The organism is Rhizobacter sp. P5_C2 (assembly GCF_054049715.1).
On the sequence record NZ_JBFULV010000018.1, the window covers coordinates 38,464 to 55,313 of the forward strand.

Annotated in this window: 12 protein-coding genes; 6 read left to right on the forward strand and 6 right to left on the reverse strand. The window is 69.8% G+C overall.

All coding sequences use genetic code 11. From position 1 onward, the window contains the following. Nucleotide 1 precedes the first annotated feature (1 nt). Nucleotides 2-871: a M14 family zinc carboxypeptidase gene (locus ACXJLU_RS08965; RefSeq protein ID WP_457330068.1), complete on the reverse strand. Its 870-nt coding sequence runs from the start codon at nucleotides 869-871 to the stop codon at nucleotides 2-4. 114 nt (nucleotides 872-985) lie between these two features. Between ACXJLU_RS08965 and ACXJLU_RS08970 the strand changes: the two genes are divergently transcribed. Then, on the forward strand, nucleotides 986-1,474 hold the full coding sequence (locus ACXJLU_RS08970; protein ID WP_457330069.1) for a flavin reductase family protein: 489 nt from the start codon (nucleotides 986-988) through the stop codon (nucleotides 1,472-1,474). Here ACXJLU_RS08970 and ACXJLU_RS08975 read toward each other — a convergent pair. From ACXJLU_RS08975 to ACXJLU_RS08990, 4 genes are read right to left on the reverse strand one after another with little or no spacing between them, the layout of a single operon-like run. Then, nucleotides 1,455-3,497, reverse strand: a complete 2,043-nt coding sequence (locus ACXJLU_RS08975; RefSeq protein ID WP_457330070.1) for an acetoacetate--CoA ligase — start codon at nucleotides 3,495-3,497, stop codon at nucleotides 1,455-1,457. The genes ACXJLU_RS08970 and ACXJLU_RS08975 overlap by 20 nt on opposite strands. A gap of 9 nt (nucleotides 3,498-3,506) precedes the next feature. Further along, entirely contained in the window at nucleotides 3,507-5,282 is a 1,776-nt protein-coding gene (locus ACXJLU_RS08980) for an ABC transporter substrate-binding protein (protein WP_457330071.1), read from the reverse strand. Between the two features lie 19 nt (nucleotides 5,283-5,301). Continuing rightward, nucleotides 5,302-7,137 carry an ABC transporter substrate-binding protein gene (locus tag ACXJLU_RS08985; RefSeq protein ID WP_457330072.1) on the reverse strand — a complete coding sequence of 612 codons (1,836 nt, stop codon included), beginning with the start codon at nucleotides 7,135-7,137 and terminating at the stop codon, nucleotides 5,302-5,304. Beyond that, entirely contained in the window at nucleotides 7,134-8,966 is a 1,833-nt protein-coding gene (locus tag ACXJLU_RS08990; protein ID WP_457330073.1) for an ABC transporter substrate-binding protein, read from the reverse strand. The genes ACXJLU_RS08985 and ACXJLU_RS08990 overlap by 4 nt, the downstream gene beginning before the upstream one ends. 308 nt (nucleotides 8,967-9,274) lie before the next feature. Here ACXJLU_RS08990 and ACXJLU_RS08995 point away from each other — a divergent pair, with 308 nt between their 5' ends. Genes ACXJLU_RS08995 through ACXJLU_RS09005 form a run of 3 tightly spaced genes read left to right on the forward strand, consistent with a single transcriptional unit; the run spans nucleotide 9,275 to nucleotide 12,977 of the window. Further along, a complete protein-coding gene (locus ACXJLU_RS08995; RefSeq protein ID WP_073465795.1) occupies nucleotides 9,275-10,213 on the forward strand; it encodes an ABC transporter permease in 939 nt (312 codons plus the stop codon). After that, complete coding sequence (locus ACXJLU_RS09000) at nucleotides 10,210-11,256, forward strand: ABC transporter permease (RefSeq protein WP_457330074.1); 1,047 nt, start codon at nucleotides 10,210-10,212, stop codon at nucleotides 11,254-11,256. Before ACXJLU_RS08995 ends, ACXJLU_RS09000 begins: the two co-directional genes overlap by 4 nt. Continuing rightward, complete coding sequence (locus tag ACXJLU_RS09005; RefSeq protein WP_457330075.1) at nucleotides 11,253-12,977, forward strand: ABC transporter ATP-binding protein; 1,725 nt, start codon at nucleotides 11,253-11,255, stop codon at nucleotides 12,975-12,977. Before ACXJLU_RS09000 ends, ACXJLU_RS09005 begins: the two co-directional genes overlap by 4 nt. Nucleotides 12,978-12,996: 19 nt before the next feature. Here ACXJLU_RS09005 and ACXJLU_RS09010 read toward each other — a convergent pair whose 3' ends face one another. Beyond that, nucleotides 12,997-14,838: a sensor histidine kinase gene (locus ACXJLU_RS09010; protein ID WP_457330076.1), complete on the reverse strand. Its 1,842-nt coding sequence runs from the start codon at nucleotides 14,836-14,838 to the stop codon at nucleotides 12,997-12,999. Between the two features lie 127 nt (nucleotides 14,839-14,965). Here ACXJLU_RS09010 and ACXJLU_RS09015 point away from each other — a divergent pair, with 127 nt between their 5' ends. Together ACXJLU_RS09015 and ACXJLU_RS09020 are read left to right on the forward strand one after the other, a co-directional pair. Then, nucleotides 14,966-15,568: a TetR/AcrR family transcriptional regulator gene (locus ACXJLU_RS09015; RefSeq protein ID WP_457330077.1), complete on the forward strand. Its 603-nt coding sequence runs from the start codon at nucleotides 14,966-14,968 to the stop codon at nucleotides 15,566-15,568. Nucleotides 15,569-15,752: 184 nt separating this feature from the next. Then, complete coding sequence (locus ACXJLU_RS09020) at nucleotides 15,753-16,628, forward strand: alpha/beta fold hydrolase (RefSeq protein WP_457330078.1); 876 nt, start codon at nucleotides 15,753-15,755, stop codon at nucleotides 16,626-16,628. Nucleotides 16,629-16,850 lie beyond the last annotated feature (222 nt).

The following is a 16,850-nucleotide window of genomic DNA, read 5'->3' on the forward strand; positions in this document are numbered from 1 at the left end:
GTCAGCGATGTTCCCGCAGCGCGAGGCGTTCGTCCAGCCAGCGCAGCAGGTCGATCCACATCTGGCGCATCTCGGCATCGGTCGGCGTGCGGATCGCGCTCGGCAGCTCGATCGTCACCACCGGCACGCCCTTGTGCACGCCGCCGTAGTGGCCGAGCGAGCCGGGGAAGATGCCGACCCGGTCGAGGTAGAGCCGGCCGAGCCGCTGCGGCGGCACGCTCGGGCCGTCGAAATCGAGCACGCCGTAGGGCGCGTGCACGGTGACGATCACGTCCGGCTTCCAGCTCTCGATCGTGTCGGTCACGAAGCGGCTCTCCGGCTCCGACAGCGCGCTCGGGCCGGGCCAGCGGCGCGGGTCCTTCTTCGTGCGCTGGGTCCAGTAGACCGGGGCGTCACGGTCCCAGTGCGGCGTCGGGAAATTGCGGTTCAGGTCGACGCCGTGCGCGTTGGTGCGCGTCGGCCGCGCCAGCAGCAGGCCGTCGGGGTTCAGCACCGGAACGAAGCGCCAGTCCATGCCGGCACCGGTGTCCACCGCGTGGCCGATCCAGTGGAAGGCCAGGGCGCTCGACGACAGCTCGTCGCCATGGATGCCGCCCAGCACCAGCACGCGGCGCGGCACGGGCGGCGGCTTGTCGTCGGGCAGCAGCAGCGGCTGCGGCGCCGGCACGTCGCGCTGGTACAGCGCCACGCCTTTCACCGACGCGGCGCCGGAAGGCTTCAACGTGGCGCGCTCGCACAGCGCGGGGCTCAGGTTCGGCAGGCGGCGGACCAGCTCGGAGCACGGGCCGGCGGCCTGCACCGGCTGTGAAAGCGCAGCGGCCAGCAGGGCAGCCGAGACCAAGGCCGCGCCACGCAGCGCCCGTCGAATCATCGGGTATCGTGTCATGCTGCACGAGTGTAAGGAGCTGCCAGACCCCCTCAAATGGGAGTTGGCGGCCCCGCAGTCGCCCTCCACAATTCCGGCATGAATGCAATGCTGCGCCCCATGGCACCCAGTTTCTCGGCCCAGGAGTTCCGCGTTGCGCTCGGGATGTTCGCCACCGGCGTCACGATCGTCACCGCGTGCGACCTGCAGGGCAAGCCGGTCGGCCTGACCGCCAATTCGTTCAACTCGGTGTCGCTGTCGCCGCCGCTGGTGCTGTGGAGCCTGTCGCGGCGCGCCGGGTCGATGCCGGCGTTCACGCGCGGCTCGCACTACGCGATCAACATCCTCGCCGCCGACCAGCGCCCGCTGGCCGAACGCTTCGCATCGAAGGACGTGGACCGCTTCGCCGGGCTGCGCTTTCGCGAAGGGGTCGGCGGCGCGCCGGTGCTCGAAGGGGTGGCGGCGGTGTTCGAATGCTTCAACCGCAGCCAGTACGAAGAGGGTGACCACGTGATCTTCGTCGGCGAGGTGGAGCGTTGCGAGCGGCGCGAGGGCGCGCAGCCGCTGATCTATCACGGCGGGCGCTACTTCACCGAATTGCCTTTGTAGCCCGGAGGCGCGCGAACGCGACGAACCACGCGACGCTGCCCGCATTCGCCATCGCATCAAGCTTGAACACCTGCTCGGCCGGCGTGCCCATCAGCAGCTTCTTGACCGGCAGCTCCATCTTCTTGCCCGACAGCGTGCGCGGGATCGCGTCCACCTGGAAGATCTCGTTCGGCACATGCCGCGCCGACAACGCGCCGCGGATCTCCTGCTTCAGCCGCGCGACCAGCGCGTCGTCGAGCACGCGGCCTTCGCGCAGCACGATGAACAGCGGCATCCAGCTCTCGCGGCCCAGGTACTCCAGGTCGACGACCAGGCTGTCCAGCACCTCGGGCAACGCCTCGACCGCGCGATACAGCTCGGCCGTGCCCATGCGGATGCCGTGGCGGTTGATGGTTGCGTCGCTGCGGCCGTAGATTACCGCGCCGCCACGTGGCGTGATGCGCAGCCAGTCGCCGTGGCGCCAGACCGCAGGTCTTCCATTTCCATCGGGGTACATGTCGAAGTAGCTCTCGCGGTATCGCCGCCCGTCCGCATCGCCCCAGAAATACAGCGGCATCGACGGCATCGGCCGCGTGCACACCAGCTCGCCCACCTCGTCGACCAGCGCCTGCCCGCGGCCGGTCGCCGGATCGGGCTCGCTCCAGGCCTCGACCGCGGCCCCGAGGCAGCGGCACTGCATCTCGCCCTCGACCACCGGCAGCGTCGGCAACCCGGCCACGAAGGCCCCGGCGAAATCGGTGCCGCCCGACAGCGAGGTCAGCCACATCGGCCGGTCGTCGACGCGCGGCAGCTGCTGCGCCGCCCAGCGGTACACGTCGGCCGACAGCGGCGAGCCGGTGCTGCCGAGCGCGCGCAGCCGCGCCAGCCCCGGCATCCGCGCGGGCTCCAGGCCGGCCTTCATGCAGCTCGCGAAGAACGCCGCGCCGGCGCCGAAGAAGGTGCTGCCGGAGTCGGCGACGAAGCGCCACAGCGTGCCCCAGTCGGGCTGCCCGCTGCGCCCGGACGGGCTGCCGTCGTACAGGCAGATCGTCGTGCCGTTCAGCAGCCCGGCGATCTGGCAGTTCCACATGATCCAGCCGGTCGCGCTGTACCAGTGGAAGCGGTCGCCGCCCTCGGCGCTCGGGCCAAGGTCGTTGTGCAGCCCCATGAACTTCAGGTGCTCGAGCACGACGCCGCCATGGCCGTGCACGATCGCCTTCGGCAGCCCGGTCGTGCCGCTCGAATAGACGATCCACAGCGGATGGTCGAACGGCAGCGGATCGATCTGCAGCGGCAGGTCGCCGCACAGCAGCCCGTCGAAGTCGTGCCAGCCGGCCGGCAGCGCGCCGCCGAGGTTGCGCCACAACAGCACGTGCTTCAGCGTCGGCAGCTCCTTCACCAGGTCCTGCAGCAGCGCGAGCCGCTCGTGCGCGGTGCCGCCATGCACATAGCCGTCGCAGCCGACCAGCAGCGTCGGCTCGATCTGGCGGAAGCGATCGAGGACCGCGACCGGCCCCATGTCGGGCGAACACACCGACCACACCGCGCCGAGACTCGCGGCGGCGAGGAAGGCGACCAGCGTCTGCGGCGTGTTCGGCATGAAGGCGCAGATGCGGTCGCCGCGCACGACGCCGAGCCGCCGGTAGTGCGCCGCCAGCTGCGCCACCTGGCGGCGCAGCTTCGGCCAGCTCCATTCGAGCAGGCTGGCACAGTCGCGCAGGCGCTCGTCCTGGAACACCACCGCCGGGTGCCCGGCCGCATGCGCCGCGTCGGCGTGGCGGAACACCTGCTGCGCGTAGTTCAGCTGCGCGCCGTCGAACCAGCGCGCACCGGGCATGCGGTCGTCGGCGAGCACCTGCGTGAACGGGGTCGGCGACCGCAGGCCGTAGAAGTCCCAGATCGAGCGCCAGAACGCGTCGAGATCGATGACCGACCAGCGCCACAGCGTGTCGTAGCCTTCGTGCGTGGTCGCGTCGAACTGCAGGCCGCGCTCGCGGGCCAGCCAGTCGGTGTAGCGCAGGATCTGCGGTCTCGGGACTGCCATCACATGCCTCTATTCGATGCCGATGAACTGCCAGGTGTCGCGCATGAACGGATGCCTCAGGTGCCCGATCACGCGCCGGTGCAGCACGTCGCTGACGACGGTGTGCACATGCGCCTTGTACGGCATGTACGCCACCAGGATGTTCTTCGCCTCGCGCATCAGCGCCGCGCGCTCCGGCCCGTCGGGCAGCACGTTCTGCCGCTCGAACAACCGATCGTAGGCCGGCAGCGCGAAGTGTGCATCGTTCGATTCGTTGGCGTTCGGCCCGTAGCCGATGCCGAGGAAGAAGCCGCCGTCGGGCGTGCCCGCCACCCAGCTGAAGCCCCACATCATCAGCTTGCCGGCGCGCCCGCGCTTCAGCAGGTCGGGCCAGCTCGCGATCTCGAACTCGATGCGCAGCCCGACCGTCGTCATGCACTTGCGCCACAGCTCGTTGAACTGGCGCTGCCGCTGGTCCGGCCGCGACGCGAGCCGCAGCACCAGCGGGCTGCCGTCGGGCATCTCCCGCCAGCCGTCGCCGTCGCGGTCGACAAAACCGCACAGGTCGAGCAGCGCGGTCGCGCGGGCGATGCTGGTCTCGCTCATCGTGCTGCGGTAGTCCTCTTCGTAGCCCGAGGTGAACGGCGCGACCACCGACTGCGCCGGGATGCCCTGGCCGTGGCGCAGGTCCTCCAGGTCCTGCCGGTTGTCGTAGGCCAGGCAGATCGCGCGGCGCAGCGCGACCTTGTCCGGCGTGTTGCCACCGACCACCGGGTCGTCCATGTTGAAGTAGGTCAGCACCATGTCGGCCTTCGCGCTGCGCTGCAGCCGCACGCCCTGGCGCGCGAGGTGCGGCGCGATGCGGTTGCCCGGCGCCGCGATCGGCGTGAACTCCACCGGCAGCTCCAGCACGTCGAGCGCGCCGTTGACGAAGGCGAGCCACTGCGGCTGCGCCTCGACGATCACGCTGACCTCGATGCGCTCGGCCACTGGCAGGCGCCGGCCGGCCAGCTGGCGCGCGATCTCCTGGGCCGGCGCATCGTCGGGCGCGGGCTCGGCCTCGAAGTGCAGCTCGCGAAAGCGCGGGTTGCGCACGAGTTCGATGCGCGATGCGCGGCGCCAGCTCGCGAGCATGAACGGGCCGGTGCCCACCGGGTGCGCGGCGATCTCGGCGCCGTAATGCTCGACCACCTCGCGCGCGACCGCCCCCACCAGCGCGCCCTGCGTGAACCAATGGTGGAAGCGCGGGCTCGGCTCGGCCAGCCGGATGCGGAAGGTGTAGCGGTCGAGCGCGCGGATGCCTTCCACCTCGCGGTCGTAGTCGAAGGGCTTGCCGCTTTTGCCGGCCTGCGCGCGCAGCTCGGTCAGGTCGCGCAGCTTCGCGTTCTCGAACACGTAGATGTTCTCGCAGTTCAGGCGCGGGTCGTAGAAGCGCTTGACGCTGTAGACGTAGTCCTGCGCGACCAGCTCGCGCGGCTTGCCGCCGAAGGCCGGGTCGTCGGCGAAGAAGATGCCGGGGCGCAGGCGGAACGTGAAGGTCTTGAAGTCGTCGCTGATCTCGGGCAGCGCCGTCGTGTTCGGGCGCAGCTTCACCGGGCGCGCGAGGTAGTCGTAGGTGAGCGGCGCGTCGAAGATCGCCGACACTACCTGCGCCGAATTGACGTCTGAGATCTGGCACGGATCGAAGCCGGTCTCGGCGACGCTGAAGGCCAGGTGCAGCGTCTTGTCGGCCGCGTCCGCCAGGCCGGGTGCACCGCACGACAGCGCGGCCGAGGCGGCAAGCCAGGTGCGGCGCGTCAGCTCCATGCCTGCTGCGCAGCGCCGGTCAGTGCCGGACCCGGCGACTCTCGTCGATGTCCAGGTACTGCCAGAAGCGGCTGACGAAGACGGGCCGCCGGTAGCCGACGATCCACGGCTGGGCCAGGTCGGTCACGATGCGGTGCACGTTGTACTTGTGCGGCGCGAACGCCGTCGCGATGCGGTTGGCCTCGTCGAGCAGCGCGAGGCGTTCCGGGCCGTCGGGGATGCTGCGCATGCGGTCGTAGATCGCATCGAAGCGCTCGTTTCTGAACCGTCCGAGGTTCTGGCCGCCGGCGCCCGGGCCGTAGAGCAGCTGCATCGCGTCCTGCACGTCGGGGGTCGACGCGGTGTAGCCGAGCTGCCACACCATCAGCTGGCCGGCGCGCGCCGCCTTCAGGTTCTCGGGCCACTGGGCGGGCTTGAACTCGACGCGCACGCCGATCGCATCCATGTTCCTCTTCCACAGCTCGTCGAACTGGCGCTGCAGGCTGTCCGGCGAGGTGGCGTACTGGATCACCAGCGGACTGCCGTCGGGCATCTCGCGCCAGCCGTCGCCGTTGCGGTCGACGTAGCCGTACATGTCGAGCAGCGCCTTCGCGCGCGGAACGTTGTAGTCGCTGTTCTCGGTCTTGTAGTTCGGGTCGTAGCCGAAGGTGCCGGGCGCCACCATGCTCTGCGCCGGGATGGCCTGGCCGCGTCGCACGCCGTTGATCTCGCGCGTCACGTCGATGGCCAGCCGGATCGCGCGGCGCAGCGCGACCTTGTCGGCGGTGTAGCCGCCGACGGTCGGGTCTTCCATGTTGAAGTAGTACAGCGTGCGGTCCGGGTTGACGACGCGCTGCATCTGGATGCCGCGCTTCGCCAGGTTCGGCGCCAGCTTGCCGTTGGGCACCGCCTGGTTCGCGAACTCCAGCGGCACCGTGACGAGATCGGTCTCGCCGTTCAGGAAGGCCAGCCAGCGTGGCTGGCTCTCCTCGATGATCGAGATCTCGACGCGGTCGATCATCGGCAGCCGGCGCCCCTTGAAGCGCTGCAGCAGCGCCTGGCCTTCGGCATCGTCGGCATTCGGCTCGGCATCGTAGAAGGCCTCGTGGAAGCCAGGGTTGCGCTCCAGCACGATCTGYGAACTGCGCCGCCAGGTGGCGAGCCGGAACGGCCCGGTGCCCACCGGGTGCTCCATCGTCTTGTCGCCGTAGAACTCGACGACCTCGCGCGCGACGGCGCCGTACAGGCTGCTGTCGGCCAGCGTGAAGAGCAGGCGCGGGCGTGGGCTCTCCAGCTTGATCTGCAGCGTGTGGCGGTCCAGCGCGCGCAGGCCTTCGACCGGCTTGTCGTAGTCGAACGGTGTCTTCTTCGCGAGCGCCTGCTGGCGCAGCTCGTCCAGGCCGATGAAGCCCTGGTCGTTCATCTCCGCGTAGTTCGGGCTCGCGTTGGCCGGGTCGAAGAAGCGCTTGATCGCGTAGACGAAGTCTTGCGCGACCAGCTCGCGGCGCTGGCCCTTGAACGCCGGGTCGTCCTGGAAGTACACGCCGGGGCGGATGCGGAAGGTGTACGTGCGGAAATCGGCCGACACCTCGGGCATCGCGGCCGCTGCCTCCGCCCGCACCTTGAACGGGCGGGCCAGGTAGTCGTAGCGGACCAGCGCCTCGAACAGGTGCGTCGTGACGTAGCGCGAGTACAGGTCGCTGATCTTCACCGGGTCGAAGCCGGTCTCGGCAGACAGAAGGGCCCAGCGGAAGGTCTTGAGCCCGGGAGAGGCGGCGGCCTGAGAGGCGGCCTGCGATTGCGCCGCAGCGTTGCCCGCTGCGGTGGCGAGGGTGGCCAGCGCGGTACCGGCGATCAGGAAGAAGCGTCGGATCATGGGGCGGTGCGCGCTTGCTCGAGCGCGGTGTCGATGTCGAGGAATTTCCAGAACTCGCGGACGAACGGATTGCGCCGGTAGCCCAGCACCCACGGGTGCATCAGGTCGGTGGCGATGCGGTGCCCGCTGATCTTGTACGGCATGTAGGCCACCATCAGCTTGCTCCCCTCGCGCAGCACGGCCTCGCGCTCCGGCCCGTCGGGCATGCGGCCCTGCTTCTCGAACAGCACATTGAAGGCCGGCAGGTCGAAGCGCGAATGGTTGGCACCGCCCTTGTTCGGGCCGTACGCGAGCGCGAGGAAGGTGTCGGCATCCGGTGTCGTCGCGGCCCAGCCCACGCCCCACATCATCAGCTTGCCGGCGCGCGAGGACTTCAGGTTCTCCGGCCACTTCGCGGTCCTGAAGACCATGTGGATGCCGACCGCGCGCATGCTCTTGTCCCACAGCTCGACGAGCTGGCGGCTCAGCTGGTCGGGCTGCGTCGAGTATTCGATCAGCAGCGGGCTGCCGTCGGGCAGGTCGCGCCAGCCGTCGCCGTCGCGGTCGACATACCCGTAGGTGTCGAGCAGCGCGCGCGCCCGGTCGGGGTCGTAGTCGCTCATCTCGGTCTTGACCGTCGGGTCGTAGCCGTACACCGCGGGCGCGATCGCGGTCTGCGCCGGCACCGCCTGGTTCTTGCGCGCGAGCTGCAGCTCGGCCGGCGTGTTGTAGGCCAGCGAGATCGCGCGCCGCAGCGCCACCTTCTCGGGCGTGTAGCCGCCGACCACCGGGTTCTCGTGGTTGAAGAAGCCGGCGATCACCGCGTCGACCAGCGGCGCCTGGTCCATCTGGATGCCGCGCTTGGCCAGGTTCGGCGCGAGCCGGTTGCGCGGGATCGCGATGCCCGAGAACTCGGGCGGCAGGCGCTCGAGGAAATCGCTCTGGCCGTTCAGGAAGCTCAGCCAGCGCGGCTGCGCCTCCTCGATGATCGAGATCTCGATGCGGTCGAGCATCGGGATGCGCTTGCCCTTCATCGCGCGCGCGATGGCCTGCGAACGCGGGGCGTCGGCCGGTGCCTCTTCCTCGTAGAGCTGCTCGCGGTAGCCGGCGTTGCGCTCGAGCACGATCAGCGAGCTGCGGCGCCAGTCGGCGAGCCGGAACGGACCAGTGCCCACCGGGTGCGCCATGATCTTGTCGCCATAGAACTCGACCACCTCGCGCGCCATCGCGCCGAAGGCCCCGGGGTCGGTCATGATCTGCTGGTGAAAGCGCGGCGACGGCTCGGCCAGCCGCACCTGGAAGGTGTAGCGGTCGAGCGCGCGCAGGCCGTCGACCTCGCGGTCGTACGGGAAGGGCTGCTTCGAAGCCACCACCTGGCGGCGCAATTCCGACAGCCCGAGCAGCTTCGAGTTCTCGAGCAGGTAGAGGTTGGGGCTCTTCCACTGCGGGTCGTAGTGGCGCTTCAGCGTGTAGACGTAGTCCTGCGCGACCAGCTCGCGGCGCTGCCCCTTGAAGGCCGGGTCGTCCTGGAAATACGTGCCGGGCTTCAACCGGAACGTGAAGGTCTTGAAGTCGTCCGAGATCTCCGGCATCGCCGCCGCGGTGTTCGGCTTCATGCGGATCGGCCGCGCGAGGTAGTCGAAGGTCAGCGGCGCCTCGAAGATGCCGGCGGTGACGGTGCGCGAATAGAGATCGCTGAGCTGCACCGGGTCGAACCCGGTCTCGGCCACCGGGAAGGCATACCTCAGCACTTTCAGCGGCGCCGCGGGCTGCGCGGCGGGCGCCGGTGGCGCTGCCGAACAGCAGAGGGCGAAGAAGGCGAGCAGCCCGGCTGCACCGCGTCGGATCATGGTCACGGACTCCTGGTGGGAGGGTACGCCGCCGACGCTCGTGGCGCGGCGGCATGCCGAAGGCGCGAAGTCTAGGGCCTGCCCGGCGCGGGTGTCCTCCGGGCTTGCCCCGGGCCTGCACGCGGGAACTTTCGCACCGGCATGCAAGTTGCGTGCGCTGCGAAGTTCCTGAGGGCAAACGCGGGGCAGGGGGGTTCGGGCCGGGCCTTAGACTCGCGCCTGCCCAGATTCCGGCACGCGCCGCCCCCCGACCCGGGCCGGCGGGGCGGGCCGGTCCTCTTTTCTCGACCCGAGACGCTCACGACGATATGGCGGCCTACCTGATACGGCGCCTGTGGCAAATGATCCCGACCTTGATCGGGGTGGTGCTGCTGGTGTTCTTCCTCTTCAAGTACTTTGGCGGCGACCCGGCCGAAATCCTCGGCGGCCTGAACGCCACGGCGCAGCAGGTCGACGCGATCCGCGAGCAGCTCGGGCTGAACAAGCCGGTGTGGCAGCAGCTGCTGATCTACTTCCGCAGCATCGTGACGCTGGACTGGGGCCACAGCTGGGCCACCCAGGAGGCCGTGAGCAGCATCTTCGCGACACGCGCGCCGGCCACGCTGACGGTGATGTTGCCGATCCTCGTGCTCGACACGCTGCTCGCGCTGCCGATCGCGATGTGGGTGGCCTACCGCCGCGGCTCGCTGGCCGACCGCAGCATCATGGTGATCTCCACCGTCGCGCTGTCGATCTCGTTCCTGGTCTACATCATCGTCGGCCAGTACGTGTTCGGCTTCCAGCTCGGCTGGTTCCCGGTGCAGGGCTGGAGCGACAGCACATTGACCAACCTTGCGGTCTTCGTGCCGCTGCCGGTGCTGCTGGCGCTGCTGGTGGGCCTCGCGCCGCAGACGCGGCTGTACCGCACCTTCTTCCTCGACGAGCTCGGCCACGACTACGTGCGCACCGCGCGCGCCAAGGGCATGACCGAGGGCACGGTGCTGTTCAAGCACGTGCTGCGCAACGCGATGATCCCGATCGTCACCAACATCGCGCTGGCGCTGCCGGGCGTGTTCGTCGGCTCGTTCCTGATCGAGGTGTTCTTCTCGATCCCGGGGTTGGGGCGCGAGATCATCCTGGCGGTGAACCGCAGCGATTACCCGGTGATCCAGGCGGTCACCATCTACCTGGCGATGCTGACGATGCTGGTGAACCTGGGCGCGGACATCCTCTACAAGCTGATCGACCCGCGGGTGGTCCTCAAATGAGCGCGGTGCTTGCTCCTGCGGCGCTGCCCGCGCGGCAATCGATGGGCGTCTGGCAGGCCGCGTGGAAGCGGCTGAAGGCCGACCGCGTCGGCATGGTGTCGATGGTGGTGGTGGCGGCGTTCGCGCTGCTGGTGGTGCTGGGTTCGGTCGGGCTGCTGGCGCGCGGCTGGCAGAAGGAAGTGGGCGTGCCGAATGCACCGCCGACCTTCATGGGGCCGGCAGCCGCCGTGGAGCAGAGCGCGATCCCGGTGCCGAAGGGGCCGAACGTCGACCTCACTGCGGTGGACCCGCTGGCGCCGCGCTACAAGGAATGGGACGAGCGCGCCGCCAAGTTCAAGACCGAAGAYAGCATCAAGCGCGAGACGCTGCCGTTCGGTGGCGACCGCATCGGGCGCGACGTGCTGACCAAGGCGCTGAAGGGCACGCAGACCTCGGTGTTCGTCGGGCTGCTGGCGGCCGTCGCGGCCACCGTGATCGGCACGCTGCTGGGCGCGCTGGCCGGCTTCTTCGGCGGCAAGGTCGGCGATTTCCTCGAGTGGCTGTACAGCGTGTTCACGTCGATCCCGGACATTCTGCTGATCCTGTCGTTCGCGGTGCTGTTCGGCCGCGGCATCAGCAGCGTTGCGATCATCCTCGCACTGGTCGGCTGGACCGGCATGTACCGGCAGGTGCGCGCCGAGTTCCTGAAGCATTCGGTGCGCGAGTACGTGCGTTCGGCCGAGGCGATCGGTGCGTCGGCGGCGTCGCGCATGTTCCGCCACATCCTGCCGAACATCAGCCACGTGATCCTGGTGCGCATGTCGCTGCTGGTGGTGGGCTTCATCAAGTTCGAGGTGATCCTGTCGTACCTCGGGCTGGGCGTCGGCGTCGACGACGTGTCATGGGGCACGATGCTGGCCGAGGCGCAGAGCGAGCTGATCCTCGGCTACTGGTGGCAGCTGGTGGCGGCGACCGCCTTCATGGCGGTGTTCGTGACGGCGTTCTCGCTGTTCGCCGATGCATTGCGCGATGCGCTGGATCCGAAGCTGCGGGGACTCGAATGAGCTTGTTGACGATCAAGGACCTGCGCGTGTCGTTCCGCGTGGGCAACGACGGTGGCGTGGTGCAGCGCACGCAGGCGGTGGGCCGCGACATCGACGGGCAGTCGGTCGGCGTCAGCTTCGACGTGCCGGAGAACACCACGGTGGCGCTGGTCGGCGAGTCGGGCTCGGGCAAGAGCGTGACCGCGATGTCGATCCTGAACCTGCTGCCGAGCAATGCCGAGCGGCAGGGCGCGATCAGCTTCCAGGGCCGCGACCTGCTGGCCGCGACGCTGCCCGAGCTGCAGGCGCTGCGCGGCAAGGACATCGCCTGCGTGTTCCAGGACCCGATGAGTTCGCTGAACCCGGTGTTCACCGTCGGCCAGCAGCTGGTGGAGCCGCTGATGCGCCACCTCGGGCTGACGCGCAAGCAGGCGATGGTGCGCGCCGAGGCGCTGCTGGTCGAGGTGGGGCTGCCGGAGCCGAAGCGGCGGTTGGCGGCCTACCCGCACGAGCTGTCGGGCGGGCAGCAGCAGCGCGTGATGATCGCGATGGCGCTGTCGTGCGAGCCGAAGCTGCTGATCGCCGACGAGCCGACGACTGCGCTCGACGTGACGATCCAGCGCCAGATCCTGGAGCTGCTCGCGAAGCTGAAGACGCAGCACCGCATGAGCATGCTGTTCATCACGCACGACCTGGGCGTGGTCGGCGAGATCGCCGACCAGGTGGTGGTGGTGCGCCAGGGCACGGTGCGCGAGCAGGGGCCGGTAGCCGGCATCTTCAGCGCGCCGCGCGATGCGTACACGAAGGCGCTGCTGGCCTGCCGGCCGACGCTGGTGCAGCGCGGCGCGCGGCTGATGGTGATCGACGATCACATCGCCGGCCGTGCGGCGGCGGCACCGCCGGCGCCGAAGGATGCGCTGGCGCCGATCGTGATCGACGCGAGCGACCTGACGAAGAGTTTCTGGCTGCGCAGCGGCGTGTTCGGCCGCAAGGAGTTCCGCGCGGTGAAGGGCGCGAGCTTCACGCTGCGGCGCGGGCACACGCTGGGCGTGGTCGGCGAATCGGGCTCGGGCAAGACGACGATGGGGCTGACGCTGCTGCGCCTGCACGAGGTGAACGGCGGGCCGGTCGGCGGCAAGGTGATGTTCGACGGGCAAGACCTGCTGCGCTTGAGCCGTCGCGAGCTGCTGCCGATGCGCCGGCGCATCCAGGTGGTGTTCCAGAACCCGTATGCGTCGCTGAACCCGCGCTTCACGATCGGGCAGACGCTGACCGAGCCGATGGCGATCCACGGCATCGGTGCCGATGGTGCAGAGCGCGAGCAGCGGGCGCGGGCGCTGTTGAACAAGGTCGGGCTGGACGACAGCGCGATGCACAAGTACCCGCACGAGTTCTCGGGCGGCCAGCGCCAGCGCGTCGCGATCGCGCGCTGCCTGACGCTGGACCCGGAGGTGCTGGTGCTGGACGAGGCGGTCAGCGCGCTCGACGTGTCGGTGCAGGCGCAGGTGCTGAATCTGCTGAAGGACCTGCAGGACGAGCTGGGCCTCGCCTACATCTTCATCAGCCACGACCTGGCGGTGGTGCGCTTCATGGCCGACGAGGTGCTGGTGATGAAGGACGGCGAGGTGGTCGAGCAGGCGAGCGTCGCGCAGATATTGGAGCAGCCTCAGCAGGAGTACACGAAGCGGTTGCTGGGGGCGATTCCGCGGGGGTATCGGGTGGGGGCGGCGCTTCAGGCGTAAGGCGGCCCCGGGTCGGCACTCACCGCTCCTCCAGCACCGGTTCCGCCCGCTTCACCCGCGCCAGCGGCAGGCTCACCCGCACCCGCGTGCCGCTGCCCGGCTCGCTCTCGACGCTCATCGTCGCGCCCATGCGCTGCAGCAGCTGACGCGTGATCACGAGGCCGAGCCCGCTGCCCGGCACCGGCGTGTTCTCCGCGCCCAATCGATTGAACGGCTGGTAGAGCTGCGCGAGCTTGCCGGCGTCGATGCCGATGCCGGTGTCATGCACCGTCACCACTGCGTGCGCGCCGTCCTGCGCGCAATGCACCCAGGCCCGGCCGCCGGCACGGTTGTACTTGACCGCGTTCGACAGCAGGTTCGAGAACACCTGCTCCAGCCGCCGCGGATCGGCGTGCACCGCCAGCGCCTGCGCGCCGTCGATCGCCAGCGTGACGCCCATCGACAGCGCGAGCGGCTCGACCTGCCGCAGGCTCGCGCCCAGCACCGGCGCGAGCGGGATGTCGCGGCTCGACAGCGCGAGCGCGCCGTCCTCGATGCTCGTCAGGTCCAGCAACTCGTTGATCAGCTCCAGCAGATGCTGGCCGCTGTCGAGCACGTGCTGCAGCCGGGCTCCCTGCCGGCTCGTCAGCGGCTCGCGGCCGTCGGTCTGCAGCAGCTGCGCAAAGCCCAGCACCGCGTTCAACGGCGTGCGCAGCTCATGGCTCACGCGCGACAGGAATTGCGTCTTGGCCTGGTTCGCACGGTCGGCGGCCTGCTTGTCCAGCCGCAGCTGCTCGGCTTCCACGTCGTCGCTGACGTCCCACAGCAGCCCGACCACGCGCCGGCCATCGACCTGCTCGCGGCGCCGCGCGTTCATCTCGAGGTGGCGCACCCGGCCATCGGGCAGCAGCACGCGGTAGCGCAGCGCGACCAGCTCGTCGCCATGCACCGCCCGCGCCAGCGCGGCGCGCAGCGCGGGCAAGTCCTCGGGGTCGACCCGCTCGCACGACAGCCGGGCACCGTCGCGCGGACCGGCCTCGTCGTCGAGCCCGTAGTGCGCCGCCGCGCGCGCATCGAGCTGCACGCGGTCGTGGTCGACATCCCAGTCGAACACGCCGATGTGCGCACCCTCGGCCGCCGTCGCGAGCCGCTCGTTGCTCTCGCGCAGCGCGTGCTCGGCGCGCCGCTGGGCATGGTGCATGCGCATCGTCAGCCACACGCCGGCACCGGCCAGCAGTGCGCCGAGCAGCAGCGTCGCCGTGGTCACCAGCCGGCGCGTGATGCGTGAAGCCTCGCCCAGCGAGCCCGAGAAGCGCATGGCCAGTTCGGTCAGGCGCTCGCTCAATGACGGGATCCGCCCGATCAGCAAACGCAGCTCCGGCGAGCCCGTGTCCCCGGCCTGGATGCGGGCATGCATCTCGCGGCCGAGCGCGCTCAGCTCGTCGATCTGCGCATCGCCCTCGACCCAGGCGGCGATCGCCTCGGCCATGAAGCCGACATGGCGAAAGCGCCGGTAGAGGCGGGCCAGCGCGTCGATGTCGTCCGGGTGGTTGCCGCCTTGCAGGAAGCCGCTGCGCACCACCGCCATGTCGGGCTCGGGCTTGTCGAGTTCGAGCCGCGCCATCCGGTCGCCCTGCGGCACCGAGAGCGCCGCCAGGTGGCGCTGGTAGTCGGCCTCGGCATGCGATTCGGTGTAGCGGAAGAGGTGGTAGATGGCATCCTTCTGGCCCTTGGACCACTGGCTCTCGCCACCCACGTACGCGCGAGCGGCCGACAGCGTGTCGGCGCTGAACGCGCTCAGCCCCGCCAGCAGGGCGACCACGACCAGCCACAGGCCGACCACCAGCCAGCGCATGCGCGATCCGTCATCAGGCAGCGCCATCGATCGGCTCCTCTCCCTCGAACAGTGCGCCACCTCCGTCGCGTGCACCGCCACGCGGTGTACCACGGCCCCACAGCACCTGTCGACGGGGGCTTGACACTTCGCACGACCGTGCTAAATTGCGCCGATGGAAACCCGAACGGAACGCAGCGGGCTCACGCTTGCCGCCATCCTCGACACCGCGCTCGGCATGGCCGCCTCCGACGGGCTCGACAGCCTGACGATCGGCGAGGTCGCCAAGCGCCTCGGGCTGTCGAAAAGCGGCGTGTTCTCGCGCGTCGGTTCGCGCGAGGCGCTGCAGATCGCGGTGATCGACGAATACGACCGCCGCTTCCTGCAGGACGTCTTCGTCCCGGCGATGCGCGAGCCGCGCGGCCTGCCGCGGCTGAACGCGATCATGCGGCTGTGGCTGCAGCGCGCCCGCGATGTCGAGATCCGCACCGGCTGCCTGTACTGCGCCGGCGCGTTCGAGTTCGACGACCGCGAGGGCCCGCTGCGCGACCTGCTGCTCGACCACGTGATGCGCTGGCGCAGTGCGCTCAAGCGCACCGTGATCCAGGCCATCGACGCCGGCCACCTGCGCGCCTGCACCGACGCCGACCAACTCGTGTTCGAGATGGACGGCCTGTTCGTCGCGCTGATGCGCGAAGCCCGCTTCCTGCGCGAACCACGCGCCGCCGACCGCTGCTGGTCGGCCTACGAACGAATCATCCGATCACTTCAGCCCTGAATGACTGCCACCGTTCCCTTTTCTCGTCGACCAATTTCGCACGCACGTGCGAAATCAAGGAGATTGCCATGCTGATGATTGCCCTGTCCGCCCTGGTCGTTGGTGTGCTGCTGCGCGGCGCGCTGTCGTTGTGGCGCGTGGTCGCCGCGGTGCCGCGCAGCAACGCCGATTTCGGTTGCTTCTGATGAGCACGCCCAACCCCGCCACCACCTTCTACGCCGCCAACCGCAGCACCCGCTGGCTCGGCAGCGCGCTGCGCGGCATGCAGACGCTGTCGCCCCGGCTGGGCACGCGGCTCGCGCTGCGGCTGTTCTTCACGCCGCTGCCGCTGAAGCTCGCCGCGCGGCGGCGCGCCGTGCCGGCCGGCTGGCTGCTGTCGCACTGGCCGTTCGAGCACGGCACGGTCGCGGTCTACCGCCGGGCCGACCTGCCGGCCGGGCTGCCGACCGTGCTGCTGGTGCACGGCTGGGCGGGCGACGCGCTGCAGATGCAGCCGCTCGGCGACGCGCTGGCAGCGGCCGGCTTCGCGCCGGTGTTGCTGGATTTCCCGGCGCACGGTCGCAGCGCCGCGTGGCGTTCGACGCTGCCGCAGTTCGTGCGCGCGCTGTGGGCGGCTTCGGCCCGGCTCGGTCCGCTGCACGCGGTGGTCGGGCATTCGCTCGGCGCACTGGCGGCCAGCCACGCAGCCGCCAGCGGCCTGCCGGTGAAACGCCTGGCGCTGATCGCGCCGTCGCCGCCGCCCAGCCTCTTCCTGGACTGGTTCAGCGGCAGCTTCGGCCTGGGCGCCGGCCTGGCCGAGCGGATGCGCGCCGCCATCGAGCGCCGCGAAGGCGTGCCGCTGCAGCAGTTCGAGCCCGCCTGGCTGGGCGAGCGGCTGGCCCAGCCGACGCTGCTGCTGCACGACGAGGGCGACCGCGTCGCGCCGCTGGCCGGCAGCCAGGCGCTGCAACAGGCGTTGCCCGATGCCCGGCTGGCGACGACCCGCGGCCTCGGCCACCGGCGGGTGCTGTCGGATGCCCAAGGCATCGCGGCCGTCGTCGAGCACGTCCGTGCCAAATAGATGAGTGGCGCGACAGGAACCCCGAGCGGTCACCGACCCTCTTGAATTTAGTACGGCGGATCGACGAATCCGGTCAAGTCTGTAACCGCGACCTTACCGTCTGGCCCAAATTCGGACGGTGGGCAGGGCGCCGCACGGCATTTTTCGTCCGCAGAGGGCTTGCAACCCGGCAAACCAGGCTGGCATGGAAGCTGCGCTTGAGTGCGTACAGACTGCCAGTCC

Bases quoted from the DNA above. Each gene is read 5' to 3' on its own strand.
- ACXJLU_RS08965 (WP_457330068.1), bottom strand. From the start codon at position 871: ATGATTCGACGGGCGCTGCGTGGCGCGGCCTTGGTCTCGGCTGCCCTG.
- ACXJLU_RS08970 (WP_457330069.1), top strand. From the start codon at position 986: ATGGCACCCAGTTTCTCGGCCCAGGAGTTCCGCGTTGCGCTCGGGATG.
- ACXJLU_RS08975 (WP_457330070.1), bottom strand. From the start codon at position 3,497: ATGGCAGTCCCGAGACCGCAGATCCTGCGCTACACCGACTGGCTGGCC.
- ACXJLU_RS08980 (WP_457330071.1), bottom strand. From the start codon at position 5,282: ATGGAGCTGACGCGCCGCACCTGGCTTGCCGCCTCGGCCGCGCTGTCG.
- ACXJLU_RS08990 (WP_457330073.1), bottom strand. From the start codon at position 8,966: ATGATCCGACGCGGTGCAGCCGGGCTGCTCGCCTTCTTCGCCCTCTGC.
- ACXJLU_RS08995 (WP_073465795.1), top strand. From the start codon at position 9,275: ATGGCGGCCTACCTGATACGGCGCCTGTGGCAAATGATCCCGACCTTG.
- ACXJLU_RS09005 (WP_457330075.1), top strand. From the start codon at position 11,253: ATGAGCTTGTTGACGATCAAGGACCTGCGCGTGTCGTTCCGCGTGGGC.
- ACXJLU_RS09010 (WP_457330076.1), bottom strand. From the start codon at position 14,838: ATGGCGCTGCCTGATGACGGATCGCGCATGCGCTGGCTGGTGGTCGGC.
- ACXJLU_RS09015 (WP_457330077.1), top strand. From the start codon at position 14,966: ATGGAAACCCGAACGGAACGCAGCGGGCTCACGCTTGCCGCCATCCTC.
- ACXJLU_RS09020 (WP_457330078.1), top strand. From the start codon at position 15,753: ATGAGCACGCCCAACCCCGCCACCACCTTCTACGCCGCCAACCGCAGC.